Origin of the sequence: Microbacterium sp. Be9 (assembly GCF_011754135.1) — a bacterium.
Classification (GTDB): domain Bacteria; phylum Actinomycetota; class Actinomycetes; order Actinomycetales; family Microbacteriaceae; genus Microbacterium; species Microbacterium maritypicum_A.
In genome coordinates, this window is the sequence record NZ_WNWT01000004.1 from 638,016 (window position 1) to 652,586 (window position 14,571).

A 14,571-nucleotide genomic window follows, 5' to 3' on the forward strand; every position below is an offset into this window, starting at 1 on the left:
CAAGCCCGTACGCGCCCCTAAACCGCCGCCGCCCGGTCGCCGACACGCTGACCCACGACAGCGGAGACGCCGTCCTGCCGCATCGAGACGCCGTAGAGGGCATCGGCGATCTCCATCGTGCGCTTCTGGTGCGTGATCACCAGCAGCTGAGAACTCTCCCGCAGCTGTTCGAACACCGTCAGCAATCGCCCCAGGTTCGCATCGTCGAGCGCCGCCTCGACCTCGTCCAGGATGTAGAAAGGACTCGGGCGCGCCTTGAAGATCGCGACGAGCAGCGCCACGGCCGCCAGGGATCGTTCGCCTCCCGAGAGCAACGACAGTCGCTCGATCTTCTTCCCCACAGGGCGGACGGACACTTCGATGCCTGTCGTCAGCATGTTGTCGGGATCCGTCAGGGAGATGCTGCCGGTTCCACCGGGGAACAACAGCGGGAACACCTGACCGAATGCCTCCTTGGTGTCTTCGAAAGCACTCGCGAAGATCGTCTGCATCCGGTCATCGAGATCGGTGATGATCGTCAGGAGGTCCTGGCGCGTCTGGGTCAGGTCTGCCAACTGCTCGGTGAGGAAGGCGTGCCGCTGCTCCAGCGCGGCGAACTCCTCGAGCGCCAGCGGGTTGACGCGGCCGAGCTGTGCGAGCTTGCGCTCCGCCTCCGCGAGTCGTCGCTGTTGAATCCGGCGGTCGAAGGGTATCGCCGTGTCGTCGTGCCCCCCTTCGGCGGGTTCAGCACCGGGATCCCGTGGAACAAGCTGATCAGGGCCATATTCCGCAATGAGAATATCTTCATCGAGAGCGAGCTCGGAGGAGACGCGCTCGAGCAGGCTGTTCAGATGCAGCTTCTTCTCGTGGATCTGCAGCTCGAGTCCGTGCACGCTCTCGGTGAGCCCGGCGAGGCGCTCTCGCAGGGAACTCTCCTGCGCGCGCAGGCCGACCAGTTCCTGATTCTGCGCCGAGCGCGCGGTCTCGGCCTCGCCCAGGGCGAGACGTGCCTCCGTCACCGATCGATCCAGCGAGTCGAGGATGCGCGGCAGTTCCTCGACCACCCCCGAGGCCGCCTCGCGCTGCGCGCGACGGATGACTGCTCGCCGTGCCGCCTCGGCCGCGGCATCGCGTTCATGCTCACGCTGGCGCTCCAGAGACACCACCCTGGACTGCGCTGCACGCACACGCTCACGCAGCGTCTCGATCTCGAGCCGCGCCCGCACTTCACCCTCGCGAGCGACCTCGAGCGCCTCGAGCAGGCTGTCGCGCGCGGAAGCGTCGAGCACCGGCCTCGGCGTCGCGATGGCATCGTCCAGCGCCGTCTTCGCTGCTCCGGCCTTCGCCTCGGCTTCGGCGACGGCGGATTGCGCCTGTGCCAACCCGGTCTCGAGGCGTTCGCACTCGGCGACGGCGGACTCATGACGCACCGTGACCCGGTTGAGCTGCTCGGCGTGCGTGGCGAGAGCAGCATCGTGTTCACGGAGTGCGCGCAGGGCGTCCTTCGCGTGACGCCTGGTCGTCTCGACAGCCTCCTCGGCGTCGCGGCGGGCCTCTCGAAGCGAGTCGACCACGATCTGGATCTCCGCGAGACGTTCGGCAGCGGCATCCCGCTCGGCGGCGAGTTCCAGACGGGATCGCTCTCCGCCGGAACCGGTGCGCAGGGTATGCGCGGTGAGGACGTCACCGGCCACCGTGACGATCGTCGTCGCCGTGTCACCCGCGACATCGAGCTCTGTCCGCGCCGATCGCGCCGAATCCAGGTCGTCCGCGATCAGGACATGCGAGAGCACGCCGAGGATGCCGTCGGGCGCTGTCACGGTATCGACGGCGGGCGTGACTCCGGCGATCGTCGGAGTCACGCCGTCGCCACGGACCGCATTCGCGATGACGAAGTCCACCACTCCCCTGCGTTGCTCCGCCGCTTCCTTCGCCGACGCGAAGGCGTCGTCCACGGAGTCGATCAACACGCCCTCCGCGAGCGGACCGAGGACCGCGGCGATGGCCGCCTCGAAACCCGTTCGGACCTGCACAGCGTCTCCGACGAGCCCCCGCACACCCTTTCCGCCCGCTTCGACGATCTCCGCCGCCCCACCGGACAACGCCAGAGCACTGCTCAGCGCCGAAGCCTTGGCCGTGAGCGCATCGACCTCGCGCTCTGCCGAGTGCAGACGTTCGCGCAGGGTCTCACGCTCCGATTCCGCGGCGGTCGCTGCCCGTTGCGCACTGTCGTACGCAGCGGCATGTTCGACGGCCGTGCCCTCAGGAGCTTCCGCGTCGTCGATCGCGTCGAGTGCCTCGGCGGCTTCGCGCCTGCGTGCGTTTGCGGCCTCGAGCGCGTTCTCCTGGCGGAGCACGGCGCCACGCACCGCGGCGAGGGCTGAGGCTGCGGCATCTGCGGTCCCGCGCAAGGCGGAGAGGCGCATGTCGTACTCGGAGACCAGGGCGCTCTGCTCGGCGATGTCGACGTCGAGCGCGTCGAGTTCCGCTCGGGCGTGCACCACCTCACGGCTGGCAGCCGCCGCGGCGTCCTGAGCATCTCCGAGCCCGGCGGAGATCGCGTCGATCTCGTCCCTTGCCTCGTCGATCGTGGCCTGCGTCACGGTGACGGCAGTGACCGCGGCGTCGTCATCGTCGGTGCCGAGGAGAGCGAGACGCTGATTCGCCAGGGTGTAGAGCCCGCGCATCCGCTCCTGAACCTGCTCGAGGCCGAACGCCACGCTGCGTGCCTGATCGACCGCGACCGAGTTCTGATCCTGTTCGAGCCGCGCGATGTTCGCCCGCACCGTCTCGGCCTGATCCGAGAGCACCAGACGCTCGGTGTGACGCTCCTGCTCGGTGCGTGTGTGGTCCGCGAGCGCGGCGCGCAGTGCGACCACGTCGTCGGCGAAGATACGGGCTTTCGCGTCGCGCACGACGGCAGCGATCGTCTGCGCCTCGCGGGCGATCTCGGCCTGGCGTCCCAACGGCTTGAGCTGCCGGCGGATCTCTCCGGCGAGATCGCTCAACCGAGTGAGGTTGGTCTCCATCGCGTCGAGTTTGCGGAGGGTCTTCTCCTTGCGGCGGCGGTGCTTGAGGATTCCCGCGGCTTCCTCGATGAACCCTCGACGATCCTCGGGCGACGCCTGCAGAACCGTGTCGAGGCGACCCTGACCGACGATGACGTGCATCTCCCGGCCCAGTCCGGAATCGCTCAGCAGCTCCTGCACGTCGAGGAGTCGGCATCCCTCGCCGTTGATCGCGTACTCGCTGGAGCCGTTGCGGAACAGCGTGCGGCTGATCGTCACTTCCGCGTACTCGATCGGCAGGGCACCGTCGGCATTGTCGATCGTGAGCTGCACCTCAGCACGACCCAGCGGCCCGCGCGTCGAGGTTCCCGCGAAGATGACGTCTTCCATCTTGCCGCCGCGCAGTGTCTTCGCACCCTGCTCACCCATCACCCAGGCCAGCGCGTCCACGACGTTCGACTTGCCCGAGCCGTTCGGTCCGACGATGCAGGTGACGCCGGGTTCGAACACGAAGCTGGTCGGCTGCGCGAACGACTTGAACCCTTTGAGCGTCAGGCTCTTCAGATGCATGGGGGCGCCGCTCGTCCGGGGAGAATCACGCGGCTACGCTACCGGAATTCCGGGCCTGGAGCCTCATCCCGCGCGGACGGTGGGAGAACTCGGGAACCGCGCGACACGCCGAGGAGAACCGCAGGTGCTTGACGTCCGCCGCGCGGATTCGCTACCGTGTCCTCCGGATCGCCACACGAAAGGAGGTTACCGATGATTACGACTCAGCTCAACGCACAGGCCACTGGCCTCGCCGCGCCCGCGCATTTTGCGCCGCGCTTTGCGTTCTCGGTAACCGCCGGCGTCCGCATCAGCGCTCTCTCGTAGAACCGCACCCCGAGATCTCGGGCCCGTAGTGGGCCCTCTCCGGCCGGCTCTTCCGCGCCCCGTCTGCTGATCTGCACCGCAGATCACGACTTCCTCTCCGCGTATGGCGTCCACGCTCCGTGGCATCCGCCGACCCACGCTTCCTCCGCATCGTTCCCGACCGCTCCGCTGTCGGCGCGCGGTGCTTCCGCATCCATCACCACCATCCCTTTCGAAGGAACCATCGTGAACACCACGTTGCATCGCAGCGACATCCACCCGCCCGATACCGAGGACCGCGAGGTCCTCCAGATCCCCCGCCCCGACGAACTGCGCCGCTTGTCGCTCGCCGATCGTCTCTCCCTCCGGATCGGCCTCTGGCTCTTCCAGAGGGCGCAGCGCCCCCGACGTCCGCGTCGCGGCCTGCGCATCGATCCGGCAGACATGTTCCTGCTCGGTGAGCAGCGTCATCGTTCGGCAGCGGAATCGTACGCACTGCTGACGTATGACATGCAGCGCGGAATGCGTTGACGCCGCGATTCAGCGGTCGCCCTCCGCAGCACCGTCCCCCTCTGAGTGCGCCCGCCCGTGTAGTCCGCGGGCGGGCGCGCACAGAGGTTCCGTCTCCTCGTGGCGCGAACGTCGAATCCCGTAGACGCCCGGCCTCGATCATCACCCTGAGCACCTGCACGAAAGAAACTGACATGAAGACCACCGAACCGACCATCACACCGCTGATCGTGCCGGTCTCCCTGGATGCCGACGACGCCGCGGAGTTCCGCGCGTACGGAGACCTCAACCGACTCGTGTGCGACGAGCAGGTGGGACTCCCCGATCTCGCCCCGGACGCCGCGCAGATGCTGCCGAACTGGCAGGACGACAGCGACGCGCTCGACCGTGGGTTCGTGGCACGGATCGATGACGAGATCGTCGGCATGGTGACGGTCACACTCGCCCAGGAGGCCGAAGCCCATGCGGCCGAGATCGACCTCTTGGTTCCGCAAGCGCACTGGGGGCTCGGCGTCGAGGCCGCTCTGCTCGACCGCGCCGAAGAAGAAGCACGCGCTCACGGGCGAACCGTCCTGCAGATCTGGAGTCTCCACCGTCCCGTGGAAGCCGACCGGATGCTCGTGCCTCGAACGGGATGGGGACGCATCCCCGCCACCCCGCTCTCCGAGCTCGCCGAGGACCATGGTTACTCGCTGGAACAGGTCGAGCGCAACAGTGAGTATGACCTGCACAGCGACGTCCGCCCGCTCCGCGATGCTCTGGCGGACGCGAGCGCGTTCGCCGGGCCGGACTACCGCATCGTCGAGTGGAACATGCCGACGCCTCCGGAGTGGCGGGACGGCTTCGCCGCCGTGCTCGCACGTCTTTCCACGGATGCCCCGAGCGGCGACATGGACTTCGCCGAGGAACACTGGGACGCGGACCGCGTCGTCCGCCGCGAAGCGCGACTTCTCGGTGCGGGTCAGACGGTGTCCGTGGCCGCCGTGCTACATGTGCCGAGCGGCCAGCTCGTCGCCTACAACGAGTTGCTCATCGCCGCGGATCGCACCGGTGTCACCCATCAGTTCGGAACGTTGGTCAGCAAGGAGCACCGAGGGCACCGCCTCGGCACGATCGTGAAGTGCGCGAACCTGCTCCGATGGCGCGAGCTCATGCCTCTCTCGACCGTCGTCTCCACCTTCAACGCCGAGGAGAACCGACCGATGCTGAGCATCAACGAGGCGATCGGCTTCGTGCCCGTGTCGTACGCGGGCGCGTGGCAGAAGAAGATCTGAGGTGCGCGCGGACCCGATCTCATTCTTCGGGATGACGTCGGGCCCGCGCGGTCATCCGCCGGGGCGACGACGGCGCAGGATCGCTCGGCGAGGCTGGAACCATGAACATCCCCGTGATCGAAGCCCACGCCCTCATCAAGAACTTCGGGACGACCCGCGCTCTCGCCGGCGTCGACCTCGCGATCCATCGTGGCGAGGCCGTCGCGATCATGGGCGCCTCCGGATCGGGGAAGACCACGCTCCTCCACGTGCTGGCCGGGATCACCGCCCCCGATTCCGGCAGCGTACTGTTCCGCCCCGCCGAGGGCGCCCCGATCGAGGTCACCGCACTCGGCGAGTCCACGCGGTCGCGTCTGCGTCGCGAGAGGTTCGGCTTCGTCTTCCAGCAGGGGCTTCTCATTCCCGAGCTGACCGCCGTCGAGAACGTGGCTCTCGCATCCATGATCAACGGCGTCCGTCGTCAGGATGCCGTACAGCACGCAGGATCCTGGCTCGCGGCCCTCGGACTCGCCGGTATGGAGGAACGCCGCATCGGCGAGCTCTCCGGCGGTCAGGCACAACGCGTCGCGATCGCCCGAGCACAGGCCACCGGCGCAGAGCTCGTCTTCGCCGACGAACCGACCGGTGCGCTCGATTCGACCACCTCCTCCGAGGTGATGGACGCCCTGCTGTGGTCGACGACCGGGCAGGGGCGGACACTCGTCGTGGTCACACACGACCCGGAGGTGGCCGCCCGCTGCTCCCGTACGATCGCCGTGCGCGACGGACGTATCATCTCCTCGGCGGTGGCCGCATGAATCGCAACGTGCTGGCGCTCCTCCTGCGTCCGGCGCCCGGACAGGGCAGCGTCCTCGCGTTGCCCGTCGTCGCGTTCGGGGTCGTGACCACATTGGTGCTCACGGTCATCGGGGGCGCACAGTCCTTCTGGGGATGGACCGATGAGTTCGCACCCTTATACCAGGGGCTTGCAGCGATCGCTCTCGTTCTCCTGGTCGTGCCGCTGATGTCCCTCGGCGGGGCAGCGGCTCGTCTCTCCGCGCGTCGACGCGATGAACGGCTCTCCACCCTCCGCCTGCTCGGTGTGTCACCTGGCGGGGTGACGATCGCGACGGTCACGGAGTCCGTCCTCGTCGCGGCGGTCGGCGCCCTCGCCGGCGTCATCGGGCATGTCGCTATCAGTCCGCTCATCGGGCTCATCCCGTTCCGCGGGGAGCCGCTCGGGTTCGCGGCCGTGGTCCTCCCTCCGCTGCAGACCGTCATCGTCGTGGTCGCCGTGCTCGCGCTCGCAGCCACCAGCGCCGTCATCGGACTTCGTCGCGTCGTCATCTCGCCGCTGGGCGTCCGTACGCGCACTGATGTGCCGAAGGTGCACTGGATTCGAGCAGTACTGGCAGCCGGCGCGATCGCCATCGCGTTCGCACTCATCAAGGTGTTCCCCTCGGTGGGTGGAGTCGTGATGACGATCGTCGTCCTCGCGGGACTGTTCGGTGCCGCACTCGGTGTGTTGAATCTCGTGGGACCGTGGGTGCTCAAGGTCGCGGCATCGCGTCAGTTGCGTCGCGCCGAGCGACCCGAGCGGCTGCTGGCCGCACGCATCGTGCTGGACTCGCCCAAGGCAGCCTGGCGCCAGGTGGGTGGAATCGCCATGGCGAGCTTCATGGCCGTCTTCGCCGGCACCGGAGTGGCGCTGATGAGCATGATGAGCGATTCCGACGCCGCCGCTGCCGACATCGCGCTCGCCGACGACATCCGCACGGGACTCATCATCACGCTCATCGGCTCCTTCCTGATGGTCGCGGCGTCCGTCGGCGTCAATCAGGCCTCGGACGTTCTCGACCAGAGCGAACTGCACCGCAGCCTGCACCACCTCGGAATGCCGCTCGACACCGTGGACCGGGCACGCCGACGCGCGATCATGTCGCCTCTGCTCGTGACGGCGATCGGGTCGGCGCTGGTGGCTGCGCTCCTGGTGTTCCCGCTGGTCGGTATCGCGCTGATCACCGCTCCGGTCTCTCTGATGACCATCGCGCTCGTGGTCACCGTCGGGATCGGTGTGGTGTGGGCGACCACATGGGCCACCCGCCCGCTGCTCCAGCGCTCCTTCCAGACGGCGTGACCGCCACTCCGCACCTGCGGTGACTGACGGGCCGGGAGCCTGACGCACACAGCGTTCAGGCTCCCGGCCCGAGCACGCGACCTACTTCGGCAGCCGCTGGCACCGCGGGCAGAAGTGCGAACCGCGATTCATGAAGCTCTCCCGGATGATCGGCGTGCCACATCGCGGGCAGGGCTTTCCCTGCTGCCCGTAGGCATTGAGCGAGTGCGCGAAGTACCCGGCCTGGCCGTTCACATTCACGTACTGCGCATCGAAGCTGGTGCCGCCCTCCGCGAGCGCCTTCGCCAGCACGAGCCGCACCTCGTTCAGCAGTCGGCGCACCGCCTGTGTGGAGAGTCGGTCGGATGGTGTCTCCGGGTGGATGCGCGCCGCCCACAGCGACTCATCGGCATAGATGTTGCCGATCCCACTCACGACGCCCTGGTCGAGGAGTACGCGCTTGATCGCGCTCCCCCGCCGTGCCAGAGCGGCACGGAACGCCCGGTCGTCGAAAGCCGGATCCAGCGGATCGCGGGCGATGTGCGCGACCTGCGTCGGAATCGAAGAACCGTCGTCATCCACCAGGGCATCGACCGCGAGTGACCCGAAGGTGCGCTGGTCGGCGAAAACGATCGCGAGTTCGCCGTGGACGGGATGCTCGATGCCGATGCGCACCCGCTCATGCCGCTCGGCACCGGCGTCCGGTGCGCGCAACAGCATCTGTCCGCTCATCCCGAGGTGCGCGATGAGCGCGGAATCCTCATCGTCGAGCGGAAGCCAGAGGAACTTCCCCCGGCGAGAGGCTGCGCTGAAGGTCCGCCCCTCGAGACGAGCGACGAAATCGGCGGCGCCGGCGACGTGCCGCGTGAGCGCTCGCTCGTCGAACACGCTCACCGCGGTGATCAGAGATCCGACCGCGGCCGGGGCGAGGCCCGCCCGGACCACCTCGACCTCGGGAAGCTCAGGCACGCTCGCTGAGGGTGCGCCAGGCACTGAGAGCCGCGGCCATCTCGGCTGTCTTCTTGCTGCTGCCGGCACCGGTCATGCTCACGTCGCCGACGATGACGGTCGCCACGAAACGACGGTCGTGATCCGGACCGCTCGCCTCCACCGAGTACTGCGGAGGCGTCGCACCGACGCGGGCCGCGAGTTCCTGCAGGCTGGTCTTCGGGTCCATCGCCGCGCCGTAGCGTTCCGGGTCGGCCAGCAGCGGTTTCGTCAGACGCAACACGAGTTCCGTGGCGGCCTCGGGACCTGCGGAAAGGTAGGTGGCTCCGATGACGGCTTCCATCGTGTCGGCGAGGATCGAATCCTTGTCTCGGCCACCCGTCTGCTCTTCGCCGCGACCGAGCAGCAGATGACTACCGAGGTCGATCCCTCGAGCGACCTCGGCGAGAGCGACCGTCGACACGACGCTCGCACGCCGCTTCGCCAGTTCGCCCTCATCGAGGTCGGGGTGCGTGGTGAAGAGCATGACGGTCACCGCCTGCCCGAGGACGGAGTCTCCGAGGAACTCCAGTCGCTCGTTGTGCGGGATGCCGCCGTGTTCGTACGCGTAGGAGCGGTGGGTCAGGGCCAACTCCAGAAGCTCCGCGTCGATATCGACGCGGAGCTTATCTGGGAGAGGCCTCGTCCCCCCGGGGACCTCCGTCACGGTACGCGACTCAGACGTCAGCGACCTTGCGGCCCTTGTACTCCAGGAAGAGCTCCGTGCCCTGCGAGTCGGTGACGACCTTCGCCTGGTGGGGACGGCTGTAGACGACCTGGCCGTTCTCGATCGTCTTGACGAGCGCGACGGGCGCCGCCTTCCACTGCGCGCGGCGCGAGCGGGTGTTCGAACGGGATACCTTGCGCTTCGGGGGGTTACCAGCCATGACTAGCTCTCTTCTTTCTCGGCGGCACGAGATTCTTCCGTGCCGTCTTGGTCTGTGATGTTCTGGAGCGCACTCCACCGAGGATCGATGGGAGCGGCCTGCTCCGTTCCGGTGCTCACGGTCAGTCGTTCACCCGTTTTCGGGTCAAGACCCGGGCAATCCGGCTGACACACCGGCTGAAAAGGAAGTGCCAGTACGGCCGCATCCCTGACGAGAGTTTCAAGATCCACGTGGTCGTCTTGAACCTCGAAGTCAGTTTCTTCCTCACCAGGATACGCGAAAAGCTCCTGGAACTCGACTTCGACGGGCCGAGTGATGTCGATGAGGCATCTTCCGCACACACCGACGTACTCGGCGTCAGCGGTTCCCGACACGAGGATGCCCTCGTGGACGGACTCCAGCCGGACGTCGAGATCGAGTTCGGATCCCGCCTCGTAGGACACGATCCCCTCACCCCAGGCTTCGGAGAGAGCGACGGTGAACTCGTGCTCGCGCATCTCTCCCGGGCGCCGGACGATATCGCGGACGGGGAGGACAAAAGGGCCGTTCATTCGAGAGCGCACCGTTCCATGCTACCGGCCGACGCGAGCGGTCGCCCTGACCGCGCGCTCAGGGAAGGGACTCAGATACCGCGGGAACCGGTGTCGAGGAAATCTGCCACCGCTGCGGGAACGAACGGGGTCACGTCGCCGCCGAGGGAAGCCACCTGGCGCACGAGCGAACTCGACACCATCGCGTGCGACGGGTCGGGCAGAAGGAACACCGTCTCGATACCGGCGAGGTGCCTGTTGACGATCGCCATCGGAGACTCGTACGCGACATCGATCTGCGAGCGGATACCCTTCACCAGCACCCCGGCATTGACATCGCGGGCGTAGTCGACCAGGAGGCCCATGCTCCACGAACCGATCACGATGTTGCCCTGCATGCCGTCATCCGCGATCGACTTCTCCAGCAGGGAGAGCCGCTGTGCGATCGGCAGCATCGCCTCTTTGCCCGGGTTGTGCACGACGAGCACATGCAGTTCGTCGTAAAGGGCGGCCGCGCGCCGAATCACATCGAGGTGACCCAGGGTCGGCGGATCGAAGGAACCCGGGACGACGGCGATCCGGCTGCTCATGTTTCCAGCCTAGGGCACGCCGGTTCCGGTTCAGTTCTTCGCCAGCGCCGCTCGATCCTCGTCGCTCACACGTCGTCCGATCGCCTCGCGCAGGCCCGGGTGGTCGGCCAGATCCGGATCGACGGAGAGGATGCTCTCCGCCACCTCGCGCGCACGCGTGATGAGGCCGGCATCCTTGACGACGCGGAGGAGTTTCAGAGAAGAGCGCACACCCGCCTGTGCGGCGCCGAGCACATCGCCCTCCCCGCGCAGCTCCAGATCGACCTCCGCCAGGGCGAACCCGTCCAGCGTGGCGGCGACCGCGTCGACGCGGTCACGGGCGAGCGACCCGGCCTCGGCCTCGGTCACGAGCAGGCAGAGCCCGGGAACACCCCCTCGACCGACGCGCCCTCGAAGCTGGTGCAGCTGCGAGACGCCGAAACGATCGGCATCGAGAACGATCATCGTGGAGGCGTTGGGCACGTCGACGCCGACCTCGATCACCGTGGTGGCGAGCAGCAGATCGATGTCTCCCCGGGCGAACGACTGCATCACCGCGTCCTTCTCGTCCGACGGCATACGACCGTGCAGAACGGCGCGGCGCAATCCGCCCAGAGTGGGATGGGTGGCGAGGGCTTCGTCGAGCTGTACGACGCCCCATCGCGGCCCGGAGGCCCCTTCTGGAGCGAGCGACGGCTGCTCCCCCGCCTCCGTCGTCTTCTTGGTGGTGTCGATCGCTGCACAGACGGCGAAGACCTGTCGTCCCTGAGCGATCTCCTCCGCAGCGCGCTCCCAGACACGGTTGAACCACCCCGGGTGCTCAGCGAGCGGCGCCACGAACGACTCGATACCCGCGCGCCCGGCCGGCATGGTGCGGATGACCGAGGTGTCGAGGTCGCCGAAGACCGTCATCGCGACCGTCCGCGGAATCGGCGTCGCGGTCAGCACGAGGGCATGCGGGCTCGACCCCTTCGCCCGTAGAGCCTCGCGCTGCTCGACACCGAACCGGTGCTGCTCGTCGACCACGACCAGGCCGAGGTCGGCGAACGTGGTCTTCTCCCCCAGCAGCGCGTGGGTTCCGACGACGATCAGCGCCTGACCGGAAGCAACCCGCAGAGCAGCCTTGCGACGCTCCGCCGCCGGCATCTGACCGGTCAACAGCGTCGGCATCAGCTGGGGCGCGAGATCGGGACCCAGCATCTTCGCGATGGAACGCAGGTGCTGACCCGCCAGCACCTCTGTCGGAGCGATCAGCGCCGCCTGCCCGCCGCTCTCGGCGACCTGCAGCATCGCGCGGAGAGCCACGAGGGTCTTACCCGAACCGACCTCTCCCTGGACGAGCCGGTTCATCGGCCAGGCACCCACGAGATCCTCGGCGATCTGGTGTCCCACCGTCTCCTGATCGGGCGTGAGCGTGTACGGGAGGCTCGCGTCGAAGCGTTCGAGCAGTCCGCCGGCACTCGCAGGCCGTGAGGTGGCGGAGAGGGCACGGATCGCATCGCGCTGCTGGAGCAGCGCGGTCTGCAAGGTGAGTGCCTCGTGCATGCGCAGGGTTCGCACGGCGGGATCGATGTCGTTGCGAGTACGGGGACGGTGCACAAGCTCCAGGGCCTCGCGAGCGGTGAGCAGCTCTTCTCGTTCCCGGATCTCCGCCGTCAACGGGTCGGGCGCGTCGGAGAGATCATCCAGCACGCGTCCGATGAGTCGAGCGATCTGCCAGGTCTGGATCGCCGAGGTAGCCGGGTAGATCGGGATCGGGACGGCGGCCCGCGCATCCGCACTGCGTCGGGCCGAGTCCTCGTCGTCGAACAGCTCGTATTCGGGGTGCGCGAACTGCGTCACACCGTTGAACTCGCCGACCTTTCCCGAGAACACGCCCCTTCGACCCACCGCCAGATCCTTCGATCGCCACTCGGCAGCACCGACGTTCTTCGCGAAGAACGTCAACGACATGCGTCCGATGCCGTCACCGATCACGACATCGACCATGGCTCCCGGACGATTGCGCATGCGGCGGAAGCTGGACGACAGCACCTCCGCGACGATGGTCACCGTCTCGCCGAGGGGGAGGTCGCGGATCGGAGTCAGCTCGCCCGGATCGGCGTAGCGCCGAGGATAGTGCGCGAGAAGGTCACCGACGCTCTTCATGCCGAAGGCGCGACCGAGCGTCTTGGCAGACGCCGCACCGAGCGCATCCTCCAACGAGGAATCGAGCGTGAGCGACATGTTCCGAGTCTAGGGAACGCGACGGACACGGCAGACATCCCGCCTGTCGTATCGTGAACGGGTGACGAGGATCATCGCAGGCAGCGCCAGAGGAGCCCGACTCGAGGTGCCGGGCTCGGGCACACGGCCCACGAGCGATCGGGTGCGCGAGTCGTTGTTCGGCGCGCTGGAATCACTGAGCGCGATCGCCGGGGCGCGGGTCCTCGATCTCTACGCCGGATCGGGAGCCCTGGGCTTGGAGTCGCTCAGCCGCGGAGCCGCGAGTGCCGACTTCGTGGAGCGCGGACGCCCGGCCGCCGCCATCGTCCGACGAAACGCCGGCGTGGTCGCGAAGGCCGGCAGTCTCCCGCTCGGTCGTGTGCACGAGAGCACGGTGCATGCGTTCCTGCAGCGCGCGACGGGACCCTTCGACCTCGTCTTCACCGATCCGCCGTACGACCTCGATGACGTCGCCATGACCGCCGATCTCGTCGCCCTCGCTCCACTCCTGTCGTCGGATGCCGTTGTCGTCGTGGAACGGGCGCGCCGCTCGACGCCCCCGGACTTCGGCGCGGCGAACCTGGAGCAGTTCCGGGAGAAGACCTACGGCGACACCACCATCTGGTGGGCCGAGCCCGCTGCCGACGAGGACGACGAGCCGGTCGATCAGCCGGCGACCGAGTCCCAGTCCCGATAGGGGTCCCACCCGCTGAGGTCGACGGGAAGGTCATCGCAGAGCAGATCTTCCGGTCCGGCAGCACGAACGGCGCCGATGACGCGGAACCCGGGCGGGAGCACACCCTCGGGGAACGCGGCGAGCAGGGCGTGATCCTCCCCTCCGGCGATCGCTCGCTCAGGATCGTCCCCGAGAAGGGCTCGTTCCAGCGCGATCGTGACGCCGGAAGCCGCGGCCATCCGTCGCGCATCGAGGGCGAGTCCGTCGGACACGTCCATCATCGCCGTCGCCCCCGCCGTCGCGGCGACTGCGCCGAGGCCGATCGGGGGCGCGGGCCGCAGCTGCGCCGTCACCGCCGCGCGCTCTCCGGCGGCGAGCTTCGCGGCATCGACAGCCACCGGCACGTCGCCGTCTCGGAATCGACCGAACAGCACCGCGAGTCCACGTGCGGCATGACCGAGTTCACCGGCGACCGCGACGACATCTCCGGGGCGCGCACCGCTCCTGGTCACGGCAGTGCGTCCCTCGAGGTCGCCCAGCGCCGTCACCGCCACGGTCAGCACATCCGACACCGTCAGGTCGCCGCCGACCACGGCGCAGCCGGGGGCGAGCGCGGCACACGCATCGCGGAAGCCGTCGGCGAGCCGCTCCACGAAAGAGAGCCGCAGGTCGCGCGGCACCGCGAGAGCGACCAGCAGCGCGGTCGGGCGCGCCCCCATCGCCGCGACATCCGCGAGGTTCACCGCTGCGGCCTTCCAGCCGAGGTCGTACCCGCTCGACCATGCGAGCCGGAAGTCCGGGCCGTGCACGAGGGTGTCCGTCGTCGCGACCACGGAACCCGACGGCGTGGCGATCACCGCCGCATCGTCTCCCGGCCCGATGAGCGTGTGGGCCCCCGTCGGCGTCCGTGTGAGGATCGCCTGCAGGATGCGCCCTTCGGAGAGATCTCCCAGGCGCGGATCGTCGGCTTCGTGTCGGGAGGGCATGCTGTCAAAG

Annotated in this window: 13 protein-coding genes; 5 read left to right on the plus strand and 8 right to left on the minus strand. The window is 68.1% G+C overall.

What is annotated here, in order from left to right:
- Positions 1 to 17: 17 nt before the first annotated feature.
- Positions 18 to 3,557, minus strand: a complete 3,540-nt coding sequence (smc, locus tag GLO27_RS07325) for a chromosome segregation protein SMC (protein ID WP_167254232.1) — start codon at positions 3,555 to 3,557, stop codon at positions 18 to 20.
- Between the two features lie 531 nt (positions 3,558 to 4,088).
- On the opposite strand from smc, the gene GLO27_RS07330 reads away from it, so the two are divergent.
- From GLO27_RS07330 to GLO27_RS07345, 4 genes are all read left to right on the plus strand, one after another.
- Complete coding sequence (locus GLO27_RS07330; protein WP_021200443.1) at positions 4,089 to 4,373, plus strand: hypothetical protein; 285 nt, start codon at positions 4,089 to 4,091, stop codon at positions 4,371 to 4,373.
- A 173-nt stretch (positions 4,374 to 4,546) separates the two neighbouring features.
- Positions 4,547 to 5,626, plus strand: coding sequence for a GNAT family N-acetyltransferase (locus GLO27_RS07335; protein ID WP_021200442.1), 1,080 nt, complete (start codon positions 4,547 to 4,549; stop codon positions 5,624 to 5,626).
- A 101-nt stretch (positions 5,627 to 5,727) separates the two neighbouring features.
- Complete coding sequence (locus GLO27_RS07340) at positions 5,728 to 6,423, plus strand: ABC transporter ATP-binding protein (RefSeq protein ID WP_021200441.1); 696 nt, start codon at positions 5,728 to 5,730, stop codon at positions 6,421 to 6,423.
- Positions 6,420 to 7,742, plus strand: a complete 1,323-nt coding sequence (locus GLO27_RS07345; protein WP_167254234.1) for an FtsX-like permease family protein — start codon at positions 6,420 to 6,422, stop codon at positions 7,740 to 7,742. The genes GLO27_RS07340 and GLO27_RS07345 overlap by 4 nt, the downstream gene beginning before the upstream one ends.
- Positions 7,743 to 7,823: 81 nt before the next feature.
- Here the strand turns inward: GLO27_RS07345 and mutM are convergent, their stop codons facing one another.
- From mutM to GLO27_RS07375, 6 genes are all read right to left on the minus strand, one after another.
- A complete protein-coding gene (mutM, locus tag GLO27_RS07350) occupies positions 7,824 to 8,690 on the minus strand; it encodes a bifunctional DNA-formamidopyrimidine glycosylase/DNA-(apurinic or apyrimidinic site) lyase (protein WP_167254236.1) in 867 nt (288 codons plus the stop codon).
- Complete coding sequence (gene rnc / locus GLO27_RS07355; protein WP_029265467.1) at positions 8,683 to 9,375, minus strand: ribonuclease III; 693 nt, start codon at positions 9,373 to 9,375, stop codon at positions 8,683 to 8,685. The genes mutM and rnc overlap by 8 nt, the downstream gene beginning before the upstream one ends.
- 10 nt (positions 9,376 to 9,385) lie before the next feature.
- Positions 9,386 to 9,595, minus strand: coding sequence for a 50S ribosomal protein L32 (gene rpmF / locus GLO27_RS07360; protein WP_017830754.1), 210 nt, complete (start codon positions 9,593 to 9,595; stop codon positions 9,386 to 9,388).
- Positions 9,596 to 9,597: 2 nt separating this feature from the next.
- Positions 9,598 to 10,146, minus strand: coding sequence for a DUF177 domain-containing protein (locus GLO27_RS07365; RefSeq protein WP_021200437.1), 549 nt, complete (start codon positions 10,144 to 10,146; stop codon positions 9,598 to 9,600).
- A 71-nt stretch (positions 10,147 to 10,217) separates the two neighbouring features.
- Complete coding sequence (coaD, locus tag GLO27_RS07370; protein ID WP_029259089.1) at positions 10,218 to 10,715, minus strand: pantetheine-phosphate adenylyltransferase; 498 nt, start codon at positions 10,713 to 10,715, stop codon at positions 10,218 to 10,220.
- 30 nt (positions 10,716 to 10,745) lie between these two features.
- A complete protein-coding gene (locus tag GLO27_RS07375) occupies positions 10,746 to 12,920 on the minus strand; it encodes an ATP-dependent DNA helicase RecG (protein ID WP_167254238.1) in 2,175 nt (724 codons plus the stop codon).
- Positions 12,921 to 12,981: 61 nt separating this feature from the next.
- On the opposite strand from GLO27_RS07375, the gene rsmD reads away from it, so the two are divergent.
- On the plus strand, positions 12,982 to 13,596 hold the full coding sequence (gene rsmD / locus GLO27_RS07380; RefSeq protein ID WP_167254240.1) for a 16S rRNA (guanine(966)-N(2))-methyltransferase RsmD: 615 nt from the start codon (positions 12,982 to 12,984) through the stop codon (positions 13,594 to 13,596).
- Here rsmD and thiL read toward each other — a convergent pair.
- Positions 13,566 to 14,561, minus strand: coding sequence for a thiamine-phosphate kinase (gene thiL / locus GLO27_RS07385; RefSeq protein ID WP_167254242.1), 996 nt, complete (start codon positions 14,559 to 14,561; stop codon positions 13,566 to 13,568). The genes rsmD and thiL overlap by 31 nt on opposite strands.
- Positions 14,562 to 14,571: the final 10 nt, after the last annotated feature.